Annotated in this window: 26 protein-coding genes; 14 read left to right on the top strand and 12 right to left on the bottom strand. The window is 70.7% G+C overall.

Going from position 1 to position 23,823, the window contains the following annotated elements:
• Position 1: 1 nt before the first annotated feature.
• The 3 genes from AC0Z9V_RS10835 to AC0Z9V_RS10825 are packed head-to-tail and all read left to right on the top strand — an operon-like array spanning position 2 to position 2,539.
• Entirely contained in the window at positions 2-544 is a 543-nt protein-coding gene (locus tag AC0Z9V_RS10835; RefSeq protein ID WP_208740456.1) for a tripartite tricarboxylate transporter TctB family protein, read from the top strand.
• Positions 537-2,147 (top strand): tripartite tricarboxylate transporter permease, encoded by a 1,611-nt coding sequence (locus tag AC0Z9V_RS10830; RefSeq protein ID WP_133082668.1) that lies wholly within the window; start codon positions 537-539, stop codon positions 2,145-2,147. Before AC0Z9V_RS10835 ends, AC0Z9V_RS10830 begins: the two co-directional genes overlap by 8 nt.
• Complete coding sequence (locus AC0Z9V_RS10825) at positions 2,144-2,539, top strand: universal stress protein (protein ID WP_133082669.1); 396 nt, start codon at positions 2,144-2,146, stop codon at positions 2,537-2,539. Before AC0Z9V_RS10830 ends, AC0Z9V_RS10825 begins: the two co-directional genes overlap by 4 nt.
• Positions 2,540-2,865: 326 nt before the next feature.
• On the opposite strand, the gene AC0Z9V_RS10820 is transcribed toward AC0Z9V_RS10825, so the two are convergent.
• The gene (locus AC0Z9V_RS10820; protein ID WP_133082670.1) at positions 2,866-3,282 is read right to left on the bottom strand and encodes a VOC family protein; all 417 of its coding nucleotides are present in this window, start codon (positions 3,280-3,282) and stop codon (positions 2,866-2,868) included.
• A gap of 94 nt (positions 3,283-3,376) precedes the next feature.
• On the opposite strand from AC0Z9V_RS10820, the gene AC0Z9V_RS10815 reads away from it, so the two are divergent.
• From AC0Z9V_RS10815 to AC0Z9V_RS10805, 3 genes are all read left to right on the top strand, one after another.
• Positions 3,377-4,138: an ABC transporter permease gene (locus AC0Z9V_RS10815; RefSeq protein ID WP_459288444.1), complete on the top strand. Its 762-nt coding sequence runs from the start codon at positions 3,377-3,379 to the stop codon at positions 4,136-4,138.
• 73 nt (positions 4,139-4,211) lie between these two features.
• Positions 4,212-5,231 carry an LLM class flavin-dependent oxidoreductase gene (locus tag AC0Z9V_RS10810; RefSeq protein WP_208739584.1) on the top strand — a complete coding sequence of 340 codons (1,020 nt, stop codon included), beginning with the start codon at positions 4,212-4,214 and terminating at the stop codon, positions 5,229-5,231.
• Between the two features lie 119 nt (positions 5,232-5,350).
• Complete coding sequence (locus AC0Z9V_RS10805) at positions 5,351-6,163, top strand: GAF domain-containing protein (protein ID WP_208739583.1); 813 nt, start codon at positions 5,351-5,353, stop codon at positions 6,161-6,163.
• A gap of 10 nt (positions 6,164-6,173) precedes the next feature.
• Here the strand turns inward: AC0Z9V_RS10805 and AC0Z9V_RS10800 are convergent, their stop codons facing one another.
• Positions 6,174-6,890: a GAF and ANTAR domain-containing protein gene (locus tag AC0Z9V_RS10800; protein ID WP_459267538.1), complete on the bottom strand. Its 717-nt coding sequence runs from the start codon at positions 6,888-6,890 to the stop codon at positions 6,174-6,176.
• A gap of 193 nt (positions 6,891-7,083) precedes the next feature.
• On the opposite strand from AC0Z9V_RS10800, the gene AC0Z9V_RS10795 reads away from it, so the two are divergent.
• On the top strand, positions 7,084-7,896 hold the full coding sequence (locus AC0Z9V_RS10795) for a GAF and ANTAR domain-containing protein (protein ID WP_485141479.1): 813 nt from the start codon (positions 7,084-7,086) through the stop codon (positions 7,894-7,896).
• A 36-nt stretch (positions 7,897-7,932) separates the two neighbouring features.
• On the opposite strand, the gene AC0Z9V_RS10790 is transcribed toward AC0Z9V_RS10795, so the two are convergent.
• Both AC0Z9V_RS10790 and AC0Z9V_RS10785 read right to left on the bottom strand, forming a co-directional pair.
• A complete protein-coding gene (locus AC0Z9V_RS10790) occupies positions 7,933-8,643 on the bottom strand; it encodes a GAF and ANTAR domain-containing protein (RefSeq protein WP_459267540.1) in 711 nt (236 codons plus the stop codon).
• Positions 8,644-8,721: 78 nt separating this feature from the next.
• A complete protein-coding gene (locus AC0Z9V_RS10785; protein ID WP_485141478.1) occupies positions 8,722-9,627 on the bottom strand; it encodes a hypothetical protein in 906 nt (301 codons plus the stop codon).
• 269 nt (positions 9,628-9,896) lie between these two features.
• Between AC0Z9V_RS10785 and AC0Z9V_RS10780 the strand changes: the two genes are divergently transcribed.
• Together AC0Z9V_RS10780 and AC0Z9V_RS10775 are read left to right on the top strand one after the other, a co-directional pair.
• Positions 9,897-10,706 carry a hemerythrin domain-containing protein gene (locus AC0Z9V_RS10780; protein WP_485141477.1) on the top strand — a complete coding sequence of 270 codons (810 nt, stop codon included), beginning with the start codon at positions 9,897-9,899 and terminating at the stop codon, positions 10,704-10,706.
• Between the two features lie 136 nt (positions 10,707-10,842).
• Positions 10,843-10,998: a hypothetical protein gene (locus AC0Z9V_RS10775; protein WP_208739579.1), complete on the top strand. Its 156-nt coding sequence runs from the start codon at positions 10,843-10,845 to the stop codon at positions 10,996-10,998.
• 48 nt (positions 10,999-11,046) lie between these two features.
• On the opposite strand, the gene AC0Z9V_RS10770 is transcribed toward AC0Z9V_RS10775, so the two are convergent.
• Both AC0Z9V_RS10770 and AC0Z9V_RS10765 read right to left on the bottom strand, forming a co-directional pair.
• Positions 11,047-11,280 (bottom strand): hypothetical protein, encoded by a 234-nt coding sequence (locus AC0Z9V_RS10770; protein ID WP_485141476.1) that lies wholly within the window; start codon positions 11,278-11,280, stop codon positions 11,047-11,049.
• A 102-nt stretch (positions 11,281-11,382) separates the two neighbouring features.
• Positions 11,383-11,829 (bottom strand): hypothetical protein, encoded by a 447-nt coding sequence (locus AC0Z9V_RS10765; protein ID WP_485141475.1) that lies wholly within the window; start codon positions 11,827-11,829, stop codon positions 11,383-11,385.
• Positions 11,830-11,904: 75 nt separating this feature from the next.
• Between AC0Z9V_RS10765 and AC0Z9V_RS10760 the strand changes: the two genes are divergently transcribed.
• Positions 11,905-12,717 (top strand): SDR family oxidoreductase, encoded by an 813-nt coding sequence (locus AC0Z9V_RS10760; protein WP_133082681.1) that lies wholly within the window; start codon positions 11,905-11,907, stop codon positions 12,715-12,717.
• A gap of 43 nt (positions 12,718-12,760) precedes the next feature.
• Here AC0Z9V_RS10760 and AC0Z9V_RS10755 read toward each other — a convergent pair whose 3' ends face one another.
• From AC0Z9V_RS10755 to AC0Z9V_RS10740, 4 genes are all read right to left on the bottom strand, one after another.
• A complete protein-coding gene (locus AC0Z9V_RS10755; protein ID WP_485141474.1) occupies positions 12,761-13,681 on the bottom strand; it encodes a carbohydrate ABC transporter permease in 921 nt (306 codons plus the stop codon).
• Between the two features lie 27 nt (positions 13,682-13,708).
• Positions 13,709-14,677 (bottom strand): carbohydrate ABC transporter permease, encoded by a 969-nt coding sequence (locus AC0Z9V_RS10750; protein WP_485141473.1) that lies wholly within the window; start codon positions 14,675-14,677, stop codon positions 13,709-13,711.
• Positions 14,677-15,987 (bottom strand): ABC transporter substrate-binding protein, encoded by a 1,311-nt coding sequence (locus tag AC0Z9V_RS10745; RefSeq protein ID WP_485141472.1) that lies wholly within the window; start codon positions 15,985-15,987, stop codon positions 14,677-14,679. Before AC0Z9V_RS10745 ends, AC0Z9V_RS10750 begins: the two co-directional genes overlap by 1 nt.
• Before the next feature lie 271 nt (positions 15,988-16,258).
• On the bottom strand, positions 16,259-17,233 hold the full coding sequence (locus AC0Z9V_RS10740; RefSeq protein WP_485141471.1) for an aldo/keto reductase: 975 nt from the start codon (positions 17,231-17,233) through the stop codon (positions 16,259-16,261).
• Positions 17,234-17,369: 136 nt separating this feature from the next.
• On the opposite strand from AC0Z9V_RS10740, the gene AC0Z9V_RS10735 reads away from it, so the two are divergent.
• Positions 17,370-18,668, top strand: coding sequence for an AI-2E family transporter (locus tag AC0Z9V_RS10735; protein WP_459288424.1), 1,299 nt, complete (start codon positions 17,370-17,372; stop codon positions 18,666-18,668).
• On the top strand, positions 18,665-19,645 hold the full coding sequence (locus tag AC0Z9V_RS10730) for a D-2-hydroxyacid dehydrogenase (protein ID WP_485141470.1): 981 nt from the start codon (positions 18,665-18,667) through the stop codon (positions 19,643-19,645). The genes AC0Z9V_RS10735 and AC0Z9V_RS10730 overlap by 4 nt, the downstream gene beginning before the upstream one ends.
• On the opposite strand, the gene AC0Z9V_RS10725 is transcribed toward AC0Z9V_RS10730, so the two are convergent.
• A complete protein-coding gene (locus AC0Z9V_RS10725) occupies positions 19,642-20,583 on the bottom strand; it encodes an NAD-dependent epimerase/dehydratase family protein (protein WP_485141469.1) in 942 nt (313 codons plus the stop codon). The two genes, AC0Z9V_RS10730 and AC0Z9V_RS10725, sit on opposite strands and share 4 nt — an antisense overlap.
• A gap of 132 nt (positions 20,584-20,715) precedes the next feature.
• Here AC0Z9V_RS10725 and AC0Z9V_RS10720 point away from each other — a divergent pair, with 132 nt between their 5' ends.
• Positions 20,716-21,438: a TetR/AcrR family transcriptional regulator gene (locus tag AC0Z9V_RS10720; RefSeq protein WP_485141468.1), complete on the top strand. Its 723-nt coding sequence runs from the start codon at positions 20,716-20,718 to the stop codon at positions 21,436-21,438.
• Between the two features lie 298 nt (positions 21,439-21,736).
• Positions 21,737-22,990, top strand: a complete 1,254-nt coding sequence (locus tag AC0Z9V_RS10715; protein WP_485141467.1) for a hypothetical protein — start codon at positions 21,737-21,739, stop codon at positions 22,988-22,990.
• Here AC0Z9V_RS10715 and AC0Z9V_RS10710 read toward each other — a convergent pair.
• On the bottom strand, positions 22,977-23,822 hold the full coding sequence (locus tag AC0Z9V_RS10710) for an SDR family oxidoreductase (RefSeq protein ID WP_485141466.1): 846 nt from the start codon (positions 23,820-23,822) through the stop codon (positions 22,977-22,979). The two genes, AC0Z9V_RS10715 and AC0Z9V_RS10710, sit on opposite strands and share 14 nt — an antisense overlap.
• Position 23,823: the final 1 nt, after the last annotated feature.

Raw genomic sequence — 23,823 nt, 5'->3', positions numbered from 1 at the left:
GATGAGTACCTCCGTGGAGAACGCCCCCGGGAGCGGCACGGCCGCCGCTCCCGGCAGGCCGATCGGTGAGCTGATCTTCGCGCTCATCATCGTCAGCATCGGTGTGGTCGGCTTCGTGGCCGGCGCCGGCATCCAGACCCCGCCGTCGGCCAGCGACATCGGGCCGCGCGCCTTCCCGTTCGCCGTATCGGCACTGCTCGTCGCCGTCGGCGTCGGCCTGGTGATCCAGATCCTCCGCGGCCATCGTGGAGCAGCCGACGAGGGCGAGGACGTGGACCTCGAGGCGAAGACCGACTGGCTGACCGTCGGCAAGCTCGCAGCGTTCGTGCTGGTCCACGCCTTCCTCATCGTTCCGCTCGGCTGGCCCGTCGCCGCCGCCTTCCTGTTCTTCGGAGCAGCCTGGTCCCTCGGGGCCCGCCCCTGGTGGCGCAACCTCGTCACCGCCATCGTCCTGGCACTGGTGCTGCAGTTCGTCTTCGGCGGACTGCTCGGCGTCTCGCTGCCCCCCGGCTTCCTCGAAGGGTTCGGTGTCTTCGGTGGATAACTTCTTCATGCTGATGGAGGGCTTCGCCACGGCGATGCAACCCATCTACCTGCTCTTCGCGCTCGGCGGCGTGCTCGTCGGCACCGCCGTCGGCGTCCTCCCGGGCATCGGCCCGGCCATGACCGTCGCGCTGCTCATGCCCATCACGTACAGCCTGGAACCGACGGCGGCGATCATCGTCTTCGCCGGCATCTACTACGGCGGCATGTACGGCGGGTCGACCACGTCCATCCTGCTCAACACGCCCGGCGAGTCGTCCTCGATCGTCACGGCGCTCGAGGGCAACAAGATGGCCAAGGCCGGCAGGGGAGCGGCAGCGCTGGCGACGGCGGCGGTCGGCTCGTTCGTCGCCGGCACCATCGCCACCGTCCTGCTCAGCTTCGTCGCTCCGTACGTGGCGGCCTTCGCGGTGCAGATCGGCCCCGTGGAGTACGTGGCCCTGATGGTCGTGGCGTTCCTGACGGTCGGCGCACTCCTCGGTTCGTCCGTTCTGCGCGGCCTCGCGTCCCTCGGCCTCGGCCTCTTCATCGCGCTCGTGGGCTTCGACTCGCTCACCGCCCAGCAGCGCTACACCTTCGGCAGCCCCTTCCTGGCGGACGGGATCGACGTCGTCCTCGTGGCGGTGGCGCTCTTCGCCGTCGGCGAGGCGCTGTACGTGGCCTCCCGCCTCCGGCACGGCCCCATCAAGGTCATCCCGGTGACCGGCGGCTGGACGAGCTGGCTCCGCAAGGACGATCTCCGCCGCTCCTGGAAGCCATGGCTCCGGGGAACCCTGATCGGCTTCCCCGTCGGCACCATCCCCGCCGGTGGAGCAGACGTCGCGACCTTCCTGTCCTACGCCTCGGAGCGCAAGCTCGCCAAGGGGGAGAACAAGAAGCAGTTCGGCAAGGGTGCCATCGAGGGCGTCGCGGGTCCTGAAGCCGCGAACAACGCGGCTGCAGCCGGCGTCCTGGTGCCCCTGCTGACACTCGGCATCCCGACGACGGCGACCGCCGCCATGATGCTCGTGGCCTTCCAGCGGTACCAGATCCCCGTGGGCCCGCAGCTCTTCGAATCGAACAGCGCGCTCGTGTGGGCGCTCATCGCGAGCCTCTACGTCGGCAACCTGATGCTGCTCGTGCTGAACCTCCCGCTCGTGGGCATCTGGGTCAAGATCCTTCAGATCCCGCGGCCCTACCTGTACGCGGGCATCCTGGTGTTCGCCGTGCTGGGTGCGTTCTCGGTGAACTTCACGCCGATCGACGTGATCATCCTGCTGATCGTCGGCATCCTCGGATTCTTCATGAGGCGCTTCGGCTACCCGATCGCGCCGATGGTGGTGGGCCTGATCCTCGGGCCCATCTTCGAGAGCCAGCTGCGCAGGTCGCTCGCGATCTCGCAGGGCGATCCGGTGGCGCTCGTGCAGTCACCCGTCGCGGCCATCATCTACGTCGTCCTGATCATCATCTTCGCGCTGTCCTTCCTGCTGAAGCGCCGCCAGCGCCAGTTCGAGGCGATGGTCGCGGCGAACGCCGACGCATCCGACGTCGTCCGCAGTTCCACGGCGGCCCCCGAGGCCGCCGTTGCCCCGACGACGACCACCCGAGAGGATCCTGACCGATGAGCACGATCGTTGTGGGCTACGTGCCCAACGCCCTGGGCGATGCCGCCGTCGCCGAGGCGGTGGAGGAGGCCCGACGACGGGACGCCGAGCTCGTGGTCATCAACACCACGCGCGCCGACCGCCTCGTCAACCCCGCCTATGCCGACTCGGAGGACGTCTCGAAGCTCGAGGGCATGCTCCGGTCCACCGGTGTCCCGTACTCGGTACGTCACAGCATCTCCGAGGCCACGGCGGCCGAGGAGGTCGTGGAGACGGCGGAGGAACTGGATGCTGACCTGATCGTGATCGGGCTGCGGCACCGGACGCCGGTGGGCAAGCTGATCATGGGTTCCACGGCGCAGACCATCCTGCTCTCGGCCCGCTGCAACGTCCTGGCGGTCAAGCTGGCCTGACGCTGCGGCACCCGCGTCACGACGCGGAACGCCTGTTCCAAAGGTCGACGGCGGGTTCCTCCGGAAGGGGTGGCCCGCCGTCGTCGTGCCGGGCGTGGGAAGACTGACGGGTGGCCCCGCGCCGGCTGATTCCGTGCCTCATGATCCCATCCGCCACCCCCAGAATCGGGGGCGAGCGGACAGGTACTGAGCCCGGCACGACCCCGATGTCAAGGGCCTCCGGCCCACCGACCCGAGGTCCTGCCGAGCCATTCGGAAGCAGTCGGACAGCCACGCAGATGCTGCTATGGGGAACGACCCGGTCGGGCTGCGTCGAGCCGGGTGCGCTAAGCCGCGGCGGCGAAGAGTTCGAGGGCGATGTTGTCCGGGTCCCGGAACTCCAGGATGTAGCCCGCACCGATGTCCTTGACCCCGCCGTGTGCGATGCCCATGGCATCGAGCTGCGCCGCCGCGTCGTCGAGCACCGGGCGGCCGTCGACGGCGAAGGCGACGTGATCGAGGCCCACGCGGTTCTCGCTGAAGCGGTCGTCGGCCACAGGTCGCAGTCCCAGCAGGCTGCCGCCCAGTCTGTAGATCACGCCGCCGTAGAGGAACCCGAGGCCCTCACGCGTCTCCTCGTCGGCGCCCTCGGGCACCTCGAACGCGATGGGCAGGCCGAAGAGGGCATCGTAGAAGGCGCGTGAGGTGTCGATGTCCGTGACCGTGAGGCGGACGTGGGCAAAGGCCGTGATGGGGATCGTCATGGTGCGAGTGTTGCACGCTGCACCGACGCGGGTCGGGATCCGCCCGCGGGACAAGGCAGCGCGGGCAGTCGCGTCCGGTGGATACGCTGAATCCGTGACCGCCGTCGGAGCCACCCTCCTCGCCCTCGCCCCGACCGCGGGCGCCGTGGTGCTCCTCATGGCCGTCACCCTCGGTGTCCTCACCTGGTCGCGGTCTCCCCATCGGTTCGCTCCCGCGCTCGCCGTCCTGCGCGGGGCGGTGCAGCTGGGGCTCATCAGCCTCGTCCTGGGCGGAGTCATCACGGATCCGCTGTGGGTGGCCTGCGCGCTGCTCGTCATGTTCGCCGTCGCCACCGGAACCGCCACACGCCGCATCGGGTTCACCCGCGCGCACCTCGCCGTCGTGGCCTCCGGCATGGCCCTGGGCGTCACCGTGACCCTCGCCATCGTGTTCGCCACGGGAGCGATCCTCGCGGAGCCGCGCTATCTCCTGGCCCTCGGCGGGATCGTCATCGGCAACACGATGTCCATCGCGACGCTCGCCGGCCGGCGGCTCCACCGATCGACCCTCGAGCGATGGGACGAGGTGGAAGGCTGGCTCGCGCTCGGGGCGACGCCGAGGAGGGCGACCCTGGAGCTGGCCCGCACCGCGGTGTACGAGGCCCTCATCCCGTCCACCGACCAGACCAGGACCACGGGCCTGGTCACGCTCCCGGGTGCCTTCGTCGGTGCGATCTTCGGTGGGATCTCGCCGCTCGAGGCAGGACGCTTCCAGATCGTGGTCCTCGCAGCGATCATGGCGGCGGGCGCACTGACCGCCGTCGTCCTGGTGCGCGGGCTCGCCCCCGCCACCTCCCGGCCTGGTCCGCTCGACTAGGCGGGCCCGCGCCTGGACGGGCCCGACGCCGACGGGCGGGAATGCCGAGCCCTCCCGAAACGCTGCACGGGATATGAAGAAGATCGGATTCCTGTCCTTCGGCCACTACCAGGACGTGCGCGGCTCCCTGGTGCCCACTGCGCAGGAATCACTGGTGCAGGCCGTCGAACTGGCGGTGGCGGCGGAGGAGCTCGGCGTCGACGGCGCGTACATGCGTGTCCACCACTTCGCGCCGCAGTACTCGGCGCCGTTCCCCGTGCTCGCAGCCATGGCCGCGCGGACGAAGACCATCGAGCTCGGCACGGGCGTGATCGACATGCGCTACGAGAATCCGCTGTACATGGCGGAGGAAGCCGCGGTCACCGACCTCATCAGCAACCGGCGACTGCAGCTCGGCATCAGCCGTGGGTCTCCCGAGACCGCGCTCGACGGCTCACGGACCTTCGGCTACGTGCCGGCGGAGGGAACCACGGACGCGGACCTCGCGCGCGACAAGGCTGCATTGTTCCGGCGCGCGATCGCAGGGCACGGCGTCGCCGACGCCAATCCCCGCATGACCGGCAGCCCGGGCAGGCTGCCGATCGACCCCCTCTCGCCCGGGCTGCCGGAGCGCATCTGGTGGGGTTCCGGTACCCGGGCCACCGCGCAGTGGGCGGGGGAGCAGGGCATGAACCTCATGAGTTCCACGCTCCTCACCGAGGACACCGGTGTCCCGTTCGACGAACTCCAGGCCGAGCAGATCGACATCTTCCGTAAGGCATGGGCGGACGCCGGACATGCCTGGAGGCCGAGGGTCTCGGTGAGCCGCAGCATCCTGCCCATCGTGAGCGAGGCGGACGAGTACTACTTCGGCATCCGCGCCCAGCGGGAGTCGACGGATCAGGTGGGGATCCTCGACGGCGCGAGGTCGCGGTTCGGCCGCAGCTACATCGGAGCGCCGGACGTCATCGCGGAACAACTCGCCGCCGACGCCGCCGTCCAGGCCGCCGACACGCTGCTCGTGACCATCCCCAACCAGCTGGGCGTCGACTTCAACGCCGCACTGCTGGGCAACATCGTGACGCTCGTGGGACCGGCCGCGGGTCTGCGCTGACCCCGCGGGGGACCCGAACCCTGCCGGAGGGTTTCCCCTCCGGCGAACCTCCGGTACCGTAAAACAATAAGCATGCTGACCATTCCGTCGGCGGACGTGGACGAGCCGAAGGACGTGCAGTGGACCGGGTCCAGCGACAGAGGATGCTCGACGCGCTGTCGCTGTGCAACCTCCCCCTCGACCAGGTGTGGCTCCACTACTGCGGCAACGGTGGCCACCTCGGGGAGGCACGGATCGACCTCTTCCTCAAGGGCGGGGCACGCCTGCCGGCCCTCGAGCGTGACATCCTCGCGCACGCGATCAACGAGATGCTCTGGGACCGGCAGCTTCCCAGCCTCGTACCCTACGTGCTCCCGCCCGTCGTTGACGGAGGCACCGACGGTCCCGGGATCAGCGCCGCCGCAGCATGGTTGCTCACCGACGACGAGGCGGAGGGCGAGCGGTTGAAGTCCCTCGCCGCGACAGGCCTGGTGCACAGCGGTCCTGTCCCCGTGCTCGACGCCCTGGTGGAGGAGGCCCGGGACGCCTTCGGCGTCAGCTCCGCGAGCGTGTCCGTGATCGGCGCGTACCACCAGCACCTGAAGGCCTCGATCGGGCCACTCCGTGGGCACCTGCCGCGGAGGGAGGCCTTCTGCGACGAGACGATCCGGACGGCGTATCCGCTGGTGGTTACCGACACCCATGCGGACGGCCGCTTCAGCGACCACCCGCTCGTCGTCGACGAACCGTACCTGAGGTTCTACGCGGGCCACCCGCTCCAGGGCCCCGGCGGCTGGAACATCGGCACCTTCTGCATCCTCGACCAGCGTCCCCATCCCTTCCCGGGGGAGAAGCAGCGGTTCCTCCGCTCCTTCGTCCGCCGTGCCCAGCAGGAGATCGGGCGCTCACGCCACGCCGAGGAAGCGCGCCGCGGCGACGCGACGAGGAACTGAGCCGCAAGGATCAGGGGGTGCGCGCCGTGCCGCCGGTCAGCTCGAGCGCGACGTCCGCGACGGAGCGCCTGGCCTGCTCCGCCCGGGAGACCAGCTCACGGAACGCGCTGCGGTCGTCGATGCCGAGCTGGGCCATCAGGATGCCCTTCGCCATGCCGATGCGGTCGCGCATCTGCAGGGCGGTCGCCAGTTCCGACCGGATCTGGTGCGGAGTCTCCGTCGTCTGGACGTGGCTGAGGAGGGCCGCGGCGGGAACGGCGAAACGCGTCAGCGCGCGCTCGGTGGCCTCGTCGAAGGCGCCGGCCCGGGTGGAGTACACCTTCATGGCCCCGATCGTCGTGCTGCCCTGGATCAGGGGCACGCTCTGGCAGGACCGCACCCCCATGGCGGCGGCGGCCTCGGCCCATCGTGGCCACAGCTGGTCGGCGGCGGTGGTGTCGTCCGCGCGGACGGGTGCGCTCCTGGACCAGGCGGTGAGGCAGGGACCCTCGGAGAACTCGTACTGCAGTTCGTCGGCGCGGCGGACCAGGGTATCGGTGGCGCCGGTGCTCGTGCGCTCCCCGCGGTGGATCAGGGACACGCCGGCCCCGACCGCGCCGGGGATGAGGTCGCGTGCAGCTTCGGCGAGCAGGTCGACAGCGTGCTGCACGGTCTCTTCGGTGAGGAGGAGGCCACGGACGCGGCCGAAGACCACGGCCAATTCGTTGAGATTGGGCTCTGAGTGCAAGATAAGCCTCGGGATGTCCAGGTGCCGGCCATGCCGGCACTATGCCGTGCCCACTTCTAGACACGTCAAAGATAGTCAACGGGTGGAAGCGAGGCAAATTGCCCGACCCCGATACCCGATGCCTCGTCGGTCGGGTCGATCTCGTCCTCTGCGTCTGTCCTCACGCCGCTCCACTCGCTAGCATTGTCGGTAGTTGTTCAACAGCCAGCAGCTTCCTGATCGTCGCGCCCGCCTCGAGGGCGTTGCAGTGCACGGGGGACATGTCATGGGCGAGGCGTTGGACTTCCTACCCGGATCGGATGCACGGAGCCTGCTCCAGGACCTGCTGGTGGTGAGCGCCGGCCTCGACGAGTTCCTCGACGGGCTCGTGGGTGCCGCGGCGGCCGTGTTCTCGGACGAGCATTCCGAGACCCTGACCAGCGTCACCCTCCTGCGTCCCCGGAGCAAGGCCACCATAGCGAGCAGCTGCCCGACGGCCCGCCGACTCGCGGACATCCAGTACCGGTTCGACGACGGCCCCTGCATGAGGGCGGCAGCAACGGGCCGGACCGTCGGTGTGCTGGACTTCGCCGCTGACGGCACCTTCCCGCTCTACGCCTCCGCGGCCCTGCAGCGCGGCATCCGCTCCAGCCTCGGTGTCCCCGTCCCACTGGACGGGCCGGAGAGAGTCGCGGTCACCTACTATTCCCGCGAGCCGGGTGCGTTCCCCGAGGAGAAGGTGGAGCTGGCGGAACACTTCGCCGCGGAGGCGTCCACGCCCCTGCGCCTCGCTCTCCGCCTCGCGCGGCTCACGGAGCGGGCGGAACACCTCGCCGCGGCCATGGAGTCACGCACCACCATCGACCTGGCAGCGGGAATCATCATGGCGCAGAACCGGTGCGGCCAGGAGGAGGCGATCGAGATCCTGCGGGCGGCGTCCAGTTCGCGCAACATGAAGCTCCGCGATCTCGCCTCGAGTGTCCTCACGAGCACGGTCGATGCGCCGGTCAGCACGCACTTCGACTGAGCGCCGGGATCATCGACACGAGCGGTGCGTCTCCGGTCAGGGGTGTTGGGTGGCGGAATTCACGACGCGTTCGGCGACCAGTCGGAGCTTCATGTTCCGGCTGCTGGCGGCCCGTTGCAGGATCGCCATGGCGTCGGCCTGGGAGCACTTGTTCTGGAACATGATGATCCCGACCGCGGTGTTGATGGTCTGTCGGGAGGCGAGCGCCGCTTCCAGATCGTGGTTCTCGTCGTCCACCGACGCGGCGCGCACGGCGAACCGCAGCGACGACGACGCCGCCTCGGCCAACGCTTCGGCGGCCTTGATGGCTGCCGATGGAAAGGCATCGGGCTGGGCGGCGTACAGATTGAGAGCCGCACGTCCGCTGTCCTCCAGGGCGAACGAGACACCCAGGATCGATCGGACCCGGCGGGTGTCGAGCCGCTCGAGGTACACGGGCCAGCGCGCATCCCGGACGGTGTCCGGGCAGTACACCGAGCGTTCCGTCATGGCGGCCTCGAGGCACGGGCCCTCGTGGAAACGGTTCTGGAACTCGTCGGCCTGCCGTGCGACGGCGTCGCTCGCTGCCAGGGTGCCGGCTTTCCGACGCCGGACGAGCGTGATGGCACAGGATACGGGAACCGCTCCGGAGAGCCGCTCCGCCGCCATGACGGCGAACTCGTCGAGGAACTCCTGGATACCCGCCGTCTCGGTCAGGAGGGAGAACAGCTCGTCATTGACGTCGCTCAGTACTTCCTGCTCGGTCACAGCTCTTCCCTCGGCCTGGCGGATACTCCTGATCTCGGTTCTAGCCTACGCCGTTGCCCGGGCCGGCGAGGGAGCCGTTCAGGGGCTCAGGGCGCGGACCTGAGCCGCGGCGGCCTCTTCCGCCTTCGTCGCCCGCGCGAGGGCGCGGTCGGCGGACGCCGCCTCCCGATCGAGGGCAGCCGCCTCGGCGTCGACGTCGGTGATCTCCCGGCGGAGTGCGTCGAGGCGTTCCTCGAGATCCTCGATGGAGGCCGTCAGCCCATCGCGCCGCACGACGAGCCGCCGGGATTTCTGCTGCAGCCCCGCCGCTGCCTCCTCGGCCTCCATCCGCGCGTGCTGAGCGGCCGCGAACCGCGCGTCGGCTTCCTTCCGCCGGCGTGCAGGGACCGCGGTCGGCTCCGGCGTCCGGCGACCCGGGCCCGCGGCGCCCGTGTCGGTCGCGTCGTCCGTCGCCGTCGTCTCCCCGTCCGCGGGTGGAGTGAAGGGGCCGGCCACCGCGCCCTCGAGGTCCACGGAATCCCAGCCGGTGACCTCGAGCGTCCGGACGAGCCGGCCGGTGAGTACCGCCGCAGCCGCCGCAGGATCCGCGAGGGCGGCCCGCAGGGTCTGCTCGACGCCGGGCAGGGCTGCGGGGCCGATGGTGTGCCCGATCTCCGCGGCGGCATCGAGGGACTGCCGCGCGACGGCGGTGAGGAGGCGCTGTCGCTGCTGGCCCAACGCGTGCAGTTGGGCACGGTCGAGGCTGTCCTGCGCCTCCCTGAGCGAGGCACCGAGCTCGAGCACCTGCTCCACCTCGTTGCGCCGGCGATCGACGAGGACGTTGACGAGCCAGGCCGCCGCAGCCGGCTTGGGTAGCTTCCGCAGGGTCGCAGCGAGGTCCCTGGCGCCCTCCCCGGTTGCTTCCTTCGCCGCGATGTTCCGGGCCTCCGTGAATCGATCGAGCGGCAGGACGTACAGGGCCTCTGCCTGTTCCAGGAGGTCCATGGCGCTGCGCTGTCCTTTCGTGGTGCTCGCTACGGCCGCCCCGGGCATGAGGCCGGCCGCCGTCGTCGGAGCAGAGGCAGCGGCACCCGTGCGACCAGCGGGGGGCCCGACCACGGGCCCGGAATCTCACCGGGGAGCACGCCCGATTATAGGCACCGGACATCGGTGGCGACAGGGGAGCGCGCTCCTGTTCCCGACGGCGGCGGGCGGGTAGAGATGGGAGGGGTGCTATCCCGGCACCGCCTTCCGTACGGCCCCAGGGAGACTCCGTGTACACCTCGGTTGCAGACCAGACCACCGAACAGCTCGGTGGGCCGCTCAGCGTGCTCGTCCGCCAGAAGCGGGACCACGTGAGGCTGAACGCGTTGCTCGAGCAGCTGCGTGGGACGTCCGGCGAGACCCAGGCCGACGTGCTGCTCCACATCTACCGCCTGGTGTTCCCCCACGCGTTCGCGGAGGAATCCGTCCTGTGGCCCGTGATGCGCAGGGTCCTGCCCGACGGCGGGGAGCTCACGCTGGAGGTGGAGCGCGAGCACCAGGAGGTCAACGAGCTGGTGCAGAAGCTCGAAGGACTCCCGGACGGCTCCACCGAATGGGCGGATGTCCTCGGGCGGCTCGCCGAGGTGCTCGACGACGACGTCCGTGACGAGGAGGACTCCCAGTTCCCCCGGCTGCAGGCCCGGGTCTCCCGCCGGGAGCTGCAGGTGCTCGGCGTCCTGTGGGAGGTGGTGCGGCGCATCGCGCCGACGCGGGCCCACCCCGTGGTGGCACGGCGACCGCCCGGGAACGTCGTCGCCGCCCTGCCGCTGTCCGTCCTCGACCGGGGACGTGATGCCGTGGATCACGCGCTCCTCGGCGCTCCCGGGAGCCTCGCCCCCGCGCTCCACCGGATCAGTTCGGCACTGGCGCGGGCCTCCCACGCCGTCGAGCTGCTGCCGATCATGCGCTCCGGCGAGGACCCCTCCACGCGGTACGTCGCCGGCAGGCCGCCGTTCCCCTGGGTTGCCGTCCTCGTCTGCCTCGCTGCGGCCGGGCTGATCGGCGCCGGGGCCCGGCGCGTTCTCCGGCGGAACGGTTGAGCCCTGGCGTTGCCGGTGTCCGTCCGGCGGAGTCGCGACGGCCGGTGGTGGCGCAGGACAGGCAAGCAGTGTGTACTGGGGTCTTCGCGGATGCGTGGGCATGTCGCGGACCTGATGCACGGAAAGGACCCGCCCCATGGAAGCACGATGCCCCAGCTGCGGATCGGCCCTGATCGAACTGAGCGAGGATCAATGGCCGGCGGAGGGGCCGGTGCCCGACGGGACCCTCGCCGTCTTCCAGTGTGAGCAGAACCACAGGATCCTCGTGGGGGAGACGCAGGTCCAGGCGTAGGCCGCACGATCCGATCGGGACGTGGCGGGCGCCCCTGGCCGCCCTGCCCTAGGCGCCGGTACCGCCGGCGTCCCGGATGATGCGCGTCAGCTCGTCCCGCAGGGCCACTGCCTCGTCGACGCTGAGCTGGAGGCGATCGCCCTGCTCCATCCAGCCCACGCTGATGGTCGGCCTGCCCTGGTCGTCGGGTGAGGGGGACAGCCCGACCGCCAGGGCCCGGCCCCCCGTCCGTGTCACGTCACCGACGATCAGTTCGCCGCCGTCGTCCTCTGCAACTGCCATGATTCCTCCTGCAGGTCCTGTGCTGTTCCTCCCATGCTGGCGGGACGCGGACGGCGGTGTCCACTCTTTGTTCCGTATCGGGGCGCCGGACGCCGTCGGTGCCTAGCCGGCATCCGCCGCACGGAGTGCGAGGTTGGGGTGCAGCAATGCGAAGCCCTCGTCGGTCAGCGCATTCCGATCGATGTCGTCCGGCAGCAGCACCACGGTGGCCCTGCTGTCGCGGATCGTGGCGCCTGCGCTCCCGGGTACGAGCGGCGCGCATTCCAGACCGACCCCGATGCCCTCCTCGACGAGGAGGCAGGCTATGTCGTCGCTGCCGGTGCCGGCCGTCGGCCTGGCTGCGAAGTACTCGACGCCGTCGCGTTCGGCGAGGAAGCGGGTGGTCGAGAGGTCGATGCCGTCGAGATCCGTCCGGATGGTGAGGACGTCCTGGTCCGTCTGGTCCCGATCGAGGACGCCCAGCACCGGCCCCAGGCCGCACGCGGCCAGTCCGAGCAGCACGCTGCAGCATCCGGCGACCAGTGCCGGGCAGCGGGGGATGCGGCGCATTGATCTCCTGGGGGCGGAATCGGGGTGGATGATGCTCCCAGCCTAGCGAACGGGCGCACCCCTAGGCTGGGAGCCATGGAGTCCACCCGTGCCCTGTCCGGTCGTACCTTCGTCGTCACCGGGGTGAGCCGACGCAGGGGCATCGGCTACGCCGTCGCGTCCCGCCTCGCGGGCATGGGCGCAAGCCTGTTCCTGCATTCCTACGCTCCGCACGACGCCGAGCAGCCGTGGGGCGCGGACGACGTCGACCTCGTCGTCGCGGGGATCCGCGGCCTGCTGCAGGACGACGCGCGGCTAGCCCATGCGAGTATCGACCTCTCCCGGCCCGATGGCGGCGAACGACTCATCGCCGAGGCACGGGACGCGCTCGGACACCTCGACGGGCTCGTGTGCAACCATGCGAGGAGCGGGGGCGACGGCCGGCTCGGCGACATCTCCTGGGAGGACCTCGACGCGCACTGGCAGGTCAACACACGCGCCACGATCATGGCCACCAGGTACTTCGCGGACCAGCACGACGGCAGGGAGGGTGGCCGCGTCATCTGGCTGACGTCCGGGCAGGTCGCCGGTCCGATGCCCGGCGAGATCGCCTACGCCGCGTCGAAGGCGGCGCTCGCCGGGCTGACGGCGTCGGTCGCCGACGACCTCGTCGACCGGCGCATCCTGCTCAACACCGTCAACCCCGGCCCGGTCAACACCGGGTACCTCGACGAGGACACCGCGGACCGGCCTGCCGAGGTGCTGCAGCAGGTCCTCCGGCACTGTCCGTCCGGGCGCTTCGGCGAGCCCGACGATCCGGCACGGCTCATCGCCTGGCTGCTCGGGGACGAGGGCCGCTGGATGGTGGGCCAGGTCCTGAGTACGGAGGGCGGCTTCCGCCGCTGGTGACCCCGCGCGGACCTCGGCGCCCAGGCAGGCGGCGTCCGCACGACTAGCGGATGCCGCTCCGGGCCAGCCCCTGCACGAAGTACTTCTGGAACGCGAGGAACATGATGACGATCGGCGTGATGGAGACCAGCGCCAGGGCCATGATGGCGCCGTAGTCCGCCCCGTACTGGCCCCGCAGGTACAGGAGGCCGATGGGCAGGGTGAAGAGCTCGCTGTCCTTCAGGGCGATCAGCGGCCAGGCGAAGTCGTTCCACTGGTACATGACGGTGAGCAGGACCAGGACGGCGATGAGCGGCTTGCAGAGCGGCAGGACGATCTGGAGGAAGATCCGGAGGGTCCCGGCGCCGTCGACCTTCGCCGCTTCGATGAGCTCGTCCGGGATGGCGATGATGAACTGGCGGGCCAGGAAGATACCGAACGCCGACGCCGCCGACGGGAGGATGACGGCCCAGAAGGTCCCGTAGATGCCGAGCTGCGTCACGAGGCGGAACTGCGCCACCATCAGCACCTGGACCGGGATCATCATGGTGCTCAGGACGAGCAGGAAGATCGCGCCCTTGCCGCGGAAGTCCAGCTTGGCGAAGGCGTAGCCCGCGAGCAGGTTCACCGTGACGGTGAGGACCGTGACGAACGCGGTGATCACCACGGAGTTCCCGAACCAGGTTGCCGTGGGGAAGCTGCCGAAGACCGTGCGGAAGTTGTCGAGGCTCCACGAGGACGGCCAGATGTGCAGCTCCCTGCTGAAGACGTCGGCGTTCGGCGAGAAGGCGAGCGTGACCATCCAGTAGAGCGGGAACATCATCACCAGCCCGACGACGACCGCCGTGACCAGGCGGGCGGCCGCGGCCACACGCTGGCCCGGCGGTACATGCCTGACACGCGGTACGAAGCCGCCCGGAGTGTCGTCGGTCCTCGCTGCGGCGGTGCGCGCGCCGTCGTCCTGGAGCGGGAGTGGTCGGGCCATGGGGGGTCCTGTCCTGGAGGTCCGGGGCTATCCGGCGGTGTCGCGGGAGCGGTTGCCGCGCCACTGGATCGCCGTGAAGAGAAGGGTGAGCAGGAAGATGACGATGCCGATCGCCGCCGCATAACTCTGGTCGCGCGTGACGAAGCCGTTCTCGTAGGCATAGGTGACCAGCACCGACGTCGAGCGTCCCGGGCCACCGCCGGTCATCACGAAGATCGTGTCGAAGACCTGGAAGGAGTAGATGACGTCCATGATCAGCAGGAAGAACGTGGACGGTCCCACGAGCGGCACCGTCAGGTAGCGGAACTGCTGCCACGGGCCCGCCCCCTCGAGGCGTGCGGCCTCGTAGAGCTCGGGCGAGATGCCCTGCAGGGCGGCCAGGTAGATGACCATGTTGAAGCCGACACGGATCCACAGGGTCACGAGGATGATCGACGCGAACGCGGCCGACCCCTGCGACTGCCACGGGATGGCGGCGAGTCCGCCGTCGCGCAGGAGCTTGTTGACGATCCCGGTGGCCTCGTCGAACAGCAGGACGCCCATCAGGGCCGTCGCCACGCCCGAGATGACCATGGGCAGGTAGATGAGGGTGCGGAACAGCCTCCGCCCGGGAAGGACGGAGTTCATGAGGACGGCGAGGCCCAGCCCGAGGGCGAGGCTGAGCGGCACCGTGATCAGCGTGAAGACCGCGGTGTTCAGGGCGGACTGCCAGAACGTGGGGTCCGCGACAAGGCGTTGGTAGTTGGCGAGCCCCACCCATCCGCTGGCGCCGAAACCGCTGGATTCCTGGAAGCTGATCAGGAAGGCCCAGCCCAGGGGGAGGAACAGGAAGATCCCGAGCAGGACGAGGTTCGGGCCGAGGAAGCCGTAGGAGGCCAGGGTGGCGCGCTGCCGCGACGACACCCGCCGGGTCCTCGCGGCATAGGTGGCGGCCGGGGAGGCGGCTGGATCGGTCCTGCCGGTCGACTCCTCGCGCGCCGAGGTGCCGGCGGACATCAGCCGACTGCCTCGTCGACTGCTGCCGCGATGTTCGCAAGCGTCTCCTCGACCGGCTGGCCCTGGACGAACGCGGCCTCCAGCTGGTCGCGGAGCTTCGGGTTGATGGTCGCCATGGCGGGGGAGGTGAGCTGCTGGACGTCACCCGGTTCGAGCGTCGTCGCCTGCTCCACGAAGATGCCCGCGATGTCGGGCCGCGTCTGGTAGTCGAGGTCGGTGTCCACCAGGCTGGTCAGGGTGGGCAGCTCCATCGCGCGGGCACAGAAATCGGACATCTGGTCCGGTTGGGTCATGAATTTCAGGAACTCCGCGGCGAGGTCGGGATTGCGTGCGTTCTTCGTGGCCACGAGGGCGTTGCCACCGAGATCGCAGGCGCCTCGCTGATCGCGTGGCAGGTAGGTGGCCCCCCACTCGAAGTCGGTGATGGCCTCGTCGAGGCTCGGGAGCACGAAGTTGCCGACGAAGGCCATGGCGGTGGTGCCGGCCGAGAACGCGTTGTCGGCGTAGGTCGAGGACTTCACCGAGCTGCTCGGAGGCACCAGGCCGTCGGTGAAGAACCCCTGCGTGAACGCGAGGGCCTTCGCGCCGGCATCGGACTCGATGGCGGATCCGGTCAGGTTCTCGTCGAAGAGCCGTCCCCCCGCCTGGAACAGCCAGCTCAACCAGCGGGTGGACCCGCCCAGCTGCCAGTTGTAGACGAAGGGGAAGAGGTCGTCGGGGAGGGACCCGCGGAGCTGCTCCGCGACCTGGCGGAACTCGTCCCAGGTCCAGGCGGAGTCGAGGCTGTCCGGGACACTGCCGATGCCCGCCTGCTCGAAGAGGTCCGTGCGGTACACGACGGCCGAGGTGTCCGTCTGGTGGGGCACGCCGTAGGGCTTGCCGTCGAACTGGACGGCCTGCCACATCGCGGGGAGGAACTCCTCGCCGGCGGCGGTGTCGAAGTAGCTGCCGAGGTCGAGGAGCTGGTCCTGGCTGCTGTAGGCGCCGATGGTGCCGTAGTCCACGCGGAAGAGGTCCGGAGCCGTGCCGGCCTGCAGCTGGGCGTCGATGTTCGAGAAGATCTGCTCGTAGGGGACGAGGTCGAGCTCGACCTTCGTGCCCGAGTTCGCGGCCTCGAAGGCGGCGATGCCGCGGCGGAAACCCTCCTCCTCGGCGGGGCTGCCCCAGGTGGTGAACGTGAGGGTGTTCTCCCCGCCGTCGTCGCCGCCCTCCGACCCGCCGCCCCCCGAGAAGCCCGCGCAGCCGTTGAGCGCCGCCGCCGCTGCGAGGAAGCCCGCACCACCGAGTATCTGCCGTCTGGAAATGGTCATCGATCTGCCTTCCGAGTGAGCGTGGTCACAACGTACAGCACGGCGCCGACAGCGCAACCACCCTTGCTCCCCGGGAGGAGGTGCGCTATGACCCGGTCTGTGGCGACCTACCGCTCGAAGACCGCGCGTGCGCCGACCGGGTCACCCCGCCCGAGCCGGCCGGTGGAGGCACCGAGGGCGCCTCGGGGGTCGGCGGCTCCGAGGGCACGAGCGGTTCCGTGCCGGCCGGGTCGGGGCGGGACCGCATCCGCTCACGGCGCGAGGACGGACCTCAGAACCCGACGAGGGGGTGGGGCACGTAGTGCTCCTCCAGCGCGCCGACCTCGTCCTCCGTGAGCTCGAGGTCCAGCGAGGCGAGGGCGTCCTCGAGGTGCCGCGGCCCGCCGACGCCGACGATCGGCGCGGAGACCACGGGGTTGCGCGACACCCAGGCGAGGGCGACCTGGGCGCGGGTGACCCCGCGCGCCCCGGCGACGGTCCCGACGGCGTCGGACACGCGCCGGTCCGCGTCGAGGGTGCCGTAGAGGGTCTTGCCGAAGGAGTCCGTCTCGGACCGCGACGTCGTCTCGTCCCACGGGCGCGCCAGCTTCCCGCGCGCGAGCGGGCTCCACGGCAGGACGCCGACGCCCTGGTCCGCGCACAGCCCGTACATCTCGCGCTCCTCCTCGCGGTTGATCAGGTTGTAGTGGTCCTGCATCGTGACGAAGCGGGTCCAGCCGTTGATGCGCTGGAGGTAGAGGGCTTTCGAGAACTGCCACGCATACATGGAGGACGCCCCGAGATACCGCACCTTGCCGGCCCGGACGACGTCGTGCAGTGCTTCCAGGGTCTCCTCCAGCGGGGTTCCCGGGTCGAACCGGTGGATCTGGTAGAGATCCACGTAGTCGGTCCCGAGGCGCCGGAGGCTGTTGTCGAGCTCCGCGAAGATCGCCTTGCGGGACAGCCCGGCGCCGTTCGGCCCCTCGTGCATGCGGCCGTGCACCTTGGTGGCGATGACGGTCTCCTCGCGGCGGGTGAACTCAGCCAGCGCGCGTCCGACGATCTCCTCGCTCGAGCCGTCGGAGTAGACGTTCGCCGTGTCGAAGAAGTTGATGCCCGCGTCGACCGCGGCGCGGATCAGGGGGCGGCTCTCCTCCTCGGTCAGCGTCCAGGGGTGGTTGCCGCGGTCCGGTTCGCCGTAACTCATGCAGCCGAGGGCGAGGGGCGAGATGTCGAGGCCTGTGGAGCCGAGTTTCACGTAGCGCATGCGTTCCCTTTGCTGGCGTCGGAGGTGTTCCTCCACCCTAGCCCGGGCTCCTCCGTCGATCCGAGGGAGGAGCCCGGCGGGTGCAAGCGGCCGGCCCACCCGGCGCCGCCGGCCGGGACTAGGGCAGGATGGCTGTGTGACACCTGCAGACTCCGACAACCCGGCAGACCCGACCTCCGCGCGATCCCGCTCCCGCCGCTGGCGGCTCCCGGCGGCGCCCGCCCCGGCGGAACCGCACGGCTCCTCGGTGGCCCGGCGCTTCCGCCCCCACGCCTTCGCGGAGGGATTGAAGGCCAGCGCCGCCTGGACGGCGCGCAGCATCATCGTCCTGGCAGGACTGGTCATCCTCTGGTACATCACCGGGGCCCTGTGGTCGATCGTGCTGCCCACGCTGTTCGCACTGCTGCTCGCCTCGGTCCTCTGGCCGGTCAACCGGTTCCTGCGCAAGGGCCTCCCGAAGGTGCTCGCCGCCCTCGTGACGCTCTTCGGATTCCTCGGCCTCGTCGGCGGGATCGGAGCGCTGACCGTTCCCTCGATCGCCGGCGGGGTCGCAGACCTCTCGACGCTGGCCCGGGACAATGTCGCCGACCTCGCGGATTTCGTCGCCGGGCCGCCCCTGAACCTGGACGGTGCCAACCTGGACGGGATCGTGGACACCGGCCTGAGCCAGCTGCAGGCGAACGTTGGGAACATCGTCACCGGTATCACCACGGGGCTGAGCGAGCTGACCTCGGGCACCGTCGTCGTGCTGCTGGCGCTCGTCTTCACGTTCTTCTTCCTCAAGGACGGCGACCGCTTCCTGCCCTGGGCGGGGCGGTGGACCAACTCCGCGGCGTACGCCCACGCCGCGAGCATCGCCGGCGGGGCCTGGAAGACGCTGTCCTCCTACATCTTCGCGCAGGCCACCGTGGCGCTCGTGGACGCCGTGTTCATCGGGCTGGGCCTCGTGCTGCTGGACATCCCGCTCGCGGTCCCGCTGGCCGTGCTCGTGTTCTTCTCCGCGTTCATCCCGGTGGTCGGAGCCATCGTCTCCGGCCTCGTCGCGACCCTCGTGGCCTTTCTGGCCTATGGCTGGGTGACGGCACTGATCGTCCTCGGGCTGGTGGTGCTCGTGCAGCAGCTCGAGAGCAACTTCATCCAGCCCCTGCTGGTGGGCCGCACCCTCGAGATCCATCCCGCCGTGGTCCTCGCCTCCGTCACGGCGGGCGGCACGATCTTCGGTATCATCGGCGCCTTCCTCGCCGTCCCCACCACGGCGGTGGGGATCGTGGTGCTGCGGTACCTGCGTGACCTGTCGATCGAGCACCGCCCGGAGACGGGCGTCGCCTCCGGTGATCCCGCCGCCTCGCCGCCTGCCGGCGGGGCCGGCGAGCCCGTACCGGACACGGGTCCGCCCCCGGCCGGCCCCGTGGGGCACCGGTCGGAGCAGTCATGACCGGTCGTCCTGTGGTCGCGGTCCTCGAGGGTGCGACGCCGGTGCGCGGGCTCGAGCGCGTGGCCGAGGTGGCAGAGGTCCGGGTGGCGCAGGCGGCTGGCCTCCCCGGAGCCCTCGACGGCGCCGACGTCCTCTACCTCTGGGACTACTTCTCCGGAGCGCTCCCCGCGGCCTGGCACGCAGCCGGCTCCCTCCGCTGGCTGCACGTCGCGGCCGCCGGCGTGGACAAACTGCTCTTCCCGGGACTCGTGGCCTCCGACGTCGTCGTGACCAACGCCCACGGCATCTTCGACCAGCCGATGGCGGAGTACGTGCTGGGTGCCATGCTCCACGCCGCGAAGGGTTTCGGGCCCCTGCGGGACTCCCAGCGCGAGGCCCGCTGGGCCTGGCGGGAGGGCCGCAACATCGCCGGTTCCCGGGCACTGGTGGTGGGCACGGGCAGCATCGGCCGCCATACCGCACGACTGCTGCGGGCGGTCGGGGTGCGCGTCGAGGGCGCGGGCAGGGTCGCGCTGGAGCACGACGACGATTTCGGCCGCGTGCACGCCGCCGCGGACCTGGCCCGGGTGGTGCCCGGGTTCGACTGGGTCGTCCTGGTGGCCCCCCTGACCCCGTCCACCGAGAACATGATGGATGCCGAGGCGATCGGGGCGATGAAACCGTCCGCCGTCCTCATCAACGTGGGACGGGGGCGGCTCGTGGACGAGGCGGCCCTCACCGGCCGACTGCGGGCCGGGACGCTCGCCGGAGCGGTCCTCGACACGTTCGCCGTCGAGCCGTTGCCCCCGGAGAACCCGTTGTGGTCCCTGCCCACCGTGCTCGTCACGCCGCACATGGCGAGCAATGCCGATTCCTGGCTCGACGACCTCGCCGCGCAGTTCGAGCGGAACTTCCTGCTGTGGGTCGAGGGGCTGCCCCTGCCGGGTGTCGTCGACAAGGCCCTCGGGTACGTGCCCTCCGGGGGTCCGCCCGGCTAGGCCGGTGTGGCGGCCAGCTCCCCGCGCCACCACCGTACGGTCTCGTCGAGGGCGGCCTCCAGCGGCGTGGGTGCGATGCCCAGCAGCCGCTGCGACGACGTCGAGTCCATGACGAACGGCCGGTCGAACTGGTAGGACATCTCGGCCAGCTCCCGCACGGACGGCACGACCACGCCGAGTCTGCGGAACAGCCAGCCCGGTGTCCCCGTCAGGCGGGGTGCGGCGACTCCGGCCGTCGATGCGAAGGCCTCGACGAGCGCGCGCTGCGTGAGGGCGGGGAGGGTCGGGGCGTGCAGCACGCGATCGCGGACGCGCGGCAGCTCGGCCGCCGCGATCATCGCCGCGGCGAGGTCGGGGACGTAGGTGAACGAGTGTGCGGCGTCCGGACTGCCCACGAGCCGGATCGGGCTGCCGTCCAGCACGGCCGGCACCATCCGGTCACCGGCGTGCGCCATCCGCACCCTCGGCCCGAAGAAGTCCGACGCGACCACCGAGACGGTGTCCGTCGCGGACGCTGCCCGCGCCGCCAGCAGGGCCGTCCGGACACCACGCTTGCCGCCTTCCGCAGCGCGCTCGCCCTGCTCCGTCATCACCTGGTCCGGTCTGCTGTAGGAATACAGGCTCTCGGGGAACACGACGACGGCGCCCTCCCGCCCTGCGGCCTCGAGCACCACGGACTCGGCCGCGGGTAGTTCCCGCTGCCAGGCCGCCGCGGAGTAGGTGCTGCCGTGGATGCAGGAGAAGACCGCGACCGCCCCGGTGATGGCGGTCGCGAGGGCGGAGGCGTCGGACACGTCGACGACCAGCTTCTCGACCAGGGGGTGGTCCGGCCCGCTGCCGGACCGTGTCAGGATGCGCACGGAGTCCCCGCGCGCTGCGAGCTGTTCCGCGACGGTCCAGCCGACAGGTCCTGCTCCGGTGACGATGTACTGGCTCATGGTGTGCCTTTCGGGCGGTAGGAGAATGAGAGCGGTGCTCTCGCTTCCAAGGATGCACCATCCTCCGGATCTGGTCAAGAGCACTGCTCTCAAAAGTTGACACTGCTCTCATCCGGCTGCCAGAGTGACACCATGGCCGGAACACCGCGCGAACGCGCCCGCGAACAGACACTCAGCGACATCACCCTCATCGGCCGCCGTCAGCTCGGGGAGGTGGGCGCCGCGGCCCTCTCCCTGCGTGCCGTGGCGAGGGAACTCGGCGTCGTCTCCTCGGCCGTCTACCGCTATGTCGCCAACCGCGACGAATTGCTCACGCTCCTCGTGGTCGACGCCTACAGGGAGCTCGGTGACGAGGTCGACGCCGCCGTGGATTCCGCGCCGCAGGCTGCCCTCGGGCGTTTTACGGCACTCGCCGGCGCCGTCCGGGCATGGGCCGTGCGTGAACCGTCACGTTATGCGCTGCTCTACGGCAGCCCCGTCCCCGGCTACGAGGCGCCAGCGGAGCGGACCACGACCCAGGGGACCCGCGTCGTCACGCTGCTCGCGCACATCGTCGACGACGCCTGGCGCGCGGGGAACCTGCACGGCGCCGCCGGACCGGCACCCGCACGGCTCGCGGGCGACTACCGCGTCATCCGCGACCAGCTGTCGCTCGCCGCGCCGGACGACGTCCTCGCCGCCACCGTGCAGGCCTGGTCCGCCCTCTTCGGTGCCGTCTCGTTCGAGGTCTTCGGTCAGTACGGCACCGATACGTTCAGCGATCCGGACGCGCTCCACGACTACACGGTCGCGCGACTCGCCGCGCAGCTCGGGCTCCGCGCCGTAGGCGTGCAGGACGCCCAGGGAACCGCCTGACTCACGAGCAGCACGGCCGTGGACCCTGGACCCCGGTCGCCCACCGAGCGGGTGCCGGCCGAGCTCCACCGCGCGGAACTCCTCACCCGCCCGGGGCGGCATGCACCCGCCCGGGCCGCCCTCGCGCAGGCGGAGGCGCTCGTCGATGCGGCGGAGAAGGAAGGGGCCGCGGAGTACCTCGCCTCCACCCGCGAGGTCGTGGCCGAGGGGAGTCCGGCGCGTCCCCGGGGGATTGGCGTCGGCAACGCGGCGGGTGAGACACTGGCGGCTGCCGCCACCCCGCTGATCAGGAGCCGCCGTGCGCATCCGCCTGCCCCGTCCGGAGACCCGCAACAGCGCGCGCCCGGTCTGGCTGTTCTTCGCCCTCGTCCACGCCGGTTTCCTCGCACGCCTGCTGCCGTTCATCCTCGGCGGCGGAGTGCTCAGTGACATCCGCTTCTACCGTGAGTGGGCGTACCAGGGGCTGGACGACGGCGTCTGGCAGGGGATCGACACCGCCTGGGTGTACCCCGTCGGAGCCCTCGCACCGATGGTCCTCGCCACCGTCCTCGGCCCGTATCTCTACCAGCTCGCCTGGTTCCTGCTCTTCGCCGCGCTCAACGCCGTCGGCACAGCTGCCCTGGTCCGGCGGGGCACACCGTCGTCGTTCACCGCCGCCTACTGGTGGCTGACGGCGACGGCACTGCTCGGGCCGGTCGCGGTCGGCCGGATCGACGGCCTGACGGCGCCCCTGGTGATCACCGCACTGCTCCTCGTCGCCGCGCGGCCCTTCGTGGCCTCGCTCGTCCTGAGTGCCGCCACCTGGATGAAGGTCTGGCCGGCCGCCGTCGTCCTCGCGGCGCTCGTCGCCGTGCGGAAGGGCCGGCTCCGCATCCTCGGCGCGGGCCTCGCCCTCACCGCCGGCATCGCTGCCGTCGTCGCGCTGACCGGTGACGTCCGCAACCTCACCGGCTTCCTCAGCGCGCAGGGTGCCCGCGGCATGCAGCTCGAGGCGCCGCTCAGCACGCCCGGCGTGTGGCAGGCGATCACGGGGACCTCGGGCGCCTACTTCTTCGAGGACGAGGTCATCAACACCATGGAGGTCCGGGGTGCGCTGAGCGGGGTCGTCGGGGACCTCATGACCCCGCTGATGGCGCTGACAGTCCTCCTGCTCGCCGTGTTCCTCGCGGTCGCCCTGCACCGCGGAGCCCCGGCCGATGCCCTGCTCGCCACGGGGGCGCTGGCGCTGGTGAGCACCCTCGTGGTGTTCAACAAGGTGGGATCCCCGCAGTTCATGCTGTGGATCGCGGCCGTGATCGCCGGAGGACTCGTGCTCGACCGCGCGTCCGAGTGGCGCTACCCGGCGCTCGCCATGCTGGCCACGGCGGGCCTGACGACCCTCGTGTATCCGGTGTTCTACGACGCCCTGCGCTACGAGCTCGACCCGGCCGTCGCCGTCCTGCTCACGCTCCGGAACCTGCTCGTGGTGAGCATCCTGGTCTGGTCCCTCGTGCGGCTCGGACGCCTGACCGCCCGGGCGCGGATTCCCGCCGCCGCGGCTACGGGTGCCTGACGCCCTGCCCTGCCAGGACGGCGCGGTAGCCCTCCCGGTACGTCGGGTAGGTGAAGGAGAACCCCGTGGACCGGAGCAGGCTGCTGTCCACCCTGCGCGCGCCGCCGCGGGTCGGGGACACCTCGCCGCGGGGCGGCTCCGGCAGGCCGAGCTCCCCGGCGAGGAACTGCAGCACCTCACCGAGGTCCACGGGTCGTTCGTCACTGCCGAGGTAGATGGGTGCGGGAGCGTCGACCGCCGTGACCAGGTACACGATCGCCGCCGCGGCGTCGTCGCGGTGGATCCGGTTCGTCCACTGCGGTTCCGCCGGCAGCACGGCCGCGCCGGTCCTCACCTGGTCGATCAGGCGGGTGCGGCCCGGCCCGTAGATCCCCGAGAGCCGGAGGACCGTGCCGCGGTCAGAGCGGCCGAGGAGTACCTGTTCGGCCTCGCGCACCAGGCGGGCCGTCGGGGCGGGGCTCTCCGCCGGTGACTCCTCGGTGACCCAACCGCCGTCGAAGTCCCCGTACACCGCGGTGGACGACACGAAGAGGATGCGGCGCGGCCGGACGCCGTCGCGGTCGAGGGCGTCCAGGACGTTCCGGGTGGCGTCGACGTAGGCGCTGCGGTACGCGGCCTCGCTGCGGTCCCCGGCCGCCGTGGCGATGACGACGACGTCGGTGTCCTGCGGGATCGCGGGCAGTGCCTGCGTCAGATCCGCCGCCACGCCCTCGATCCCCGCCGGGATGCGCCCGGGCGAGCGCCGCCACCCGACCACCCGTTCCCCGCGCGCGGCCAGCCGGAGGCCCACCTCGGTCCCGAGGTCTCCGCAGCCCGCTATCAGCACCGTCATC

It is taken from the genome of Arthrobacter sp. UYP4 (assembly GCF_057291175.1).
Note: the sequence above shows the minus strand (reverse complement) of the source record. Positions and strands in the feature narration are given on the sequence as shown.

Excerpts from the sequence above, each read along its gene's own strand:
- AC0Z9V_RS10725 (WP_485141469.1), bottom strand. The coding sequence starts at position 20,583 with ATGAGCCAGTACATCGTCACCGGAGCAGGACCTGTCGGCTGGACCGTC.
- AC0Z9V_RS10740 (WP_485141471.1), bottom strand. The coding sequence starts at position 17,233 with ATGCGCTACGTGAAACTCGGCTCCACAGGCCTCGACATCTCGCCCCTC.
- AC0Z9V_RS10720 (WP_485141468.1), top strand. The coding sequence starts at position 20,716 with ATGGCCGGAACACCGCGCGAACGCGCCCGCGAACAGACACTCAGCGAC.
- AC0Z9V_RS10765 (WP_485141475.1), bottom strand. The coding sequence starts at position 11,829 with ATGCGCCGCATCCCCCGCTGCCCGGCACTGGTCGCCGGATGCTGCAGC.
- AC0Z9V_RS10820 (WP_133082670.1), bottom strand. The coding sequence starts at position 3,282 with ATGACGATCCCCATCACGGCCTTTGCCCACGTCCGCCTCACGGTCACG.
- AC0Z9V_RS10775 (WP_208739579.1), top strand. The coding sequence starts at position 10,843 with ATGGAAGCACGATGCCCCAGCTGCGGATCGGCCCTGATCGAACTGAGC.
- AC0Z9V_RS10750 (WP_485141473.1), bottom strand. The coding sequence starts at position 14,677 with ATGTCCGCCGGCACCTCGGCGCGCGAGGAGTCGACCGGCAGGACCGAT.
- AC0Z9V_RS10745 (WP_485141472.1), bottom strand. The coding sequence starts at position 15,987 with ATGACCATTTCCAGACGGCAGATACTCGGTGGTGCGGGCTTCCTCGCA.
- AC0Z9V_RS10835 (WP_208740456.1), top strand. The coding sequence starts at position 2 with ATGAGTACCTCCGTGGAGAACGCCCCCGGGAGCGGCACGGCCGCCGCT.
- AC0Z9V_RS10755 (WP_485141474.1), bottom strand. The coding sequence starts at position 13,681 with ATGGCCCGACCACTCCCGCTCCAGGACGACGGCGCGCGCACCGCCGCA.
- AC0Z9V_RS10810 (WP_208739584.1), top strand. The coding sequence starts at position 4,212 with ATGAAGAAGATCGGATTCCTGTCCTTCGGCCACTACCAGGACGTGCGC.
- AC0Z9V_RS10730 (WP_485141470.1), top strand. The coding sequence starts at position 18,665 with ATGACCGGTCGTCCTGTGGTCGCGGTCCTCGAGGGTGCGACGCCGGTG.
- AC0Z9V_RS10770 (WP_485141476.1), bottom strand. The coding sequence starts at position 11,280 with ATGGCAGTTGCAGAGGACGACGGCGGCGAACTGATCGTCGGTGACGTG.
- AC0Z9V_RS10825 (WP_133082669.1), top strand. The coding sequence starts at position 2,144 with ATGAGCACGATCGTTGTGGGCTACGTGCCCAACGCCCTGGGCGATGCC.
- AC0Z9V_RS10760 (WP_133082681.1), top strand. The coding sequence starts at position 11,905 with ATGGAGTCCACCCGTGCCCTGTCCGGTCGTACCTTCGTCGTCACCGGG.
- AC0Z9V_RS10785 (WP_485141478.1), bottom strand. The coding sequence starts at position 9,627 with ATGGACCTCCTGGAACAGGCAGAGGCCCTGTACGTCCTGCCGCTCGAT.
- AC0Z9V_RS10710 (WP_485141466.1), bottom strand. The coding sequence starts at position 23,822 with ATGACGGTGCTGATAGCGGGCTGCGGAGACCTCGGGACCGAGGTGGGC.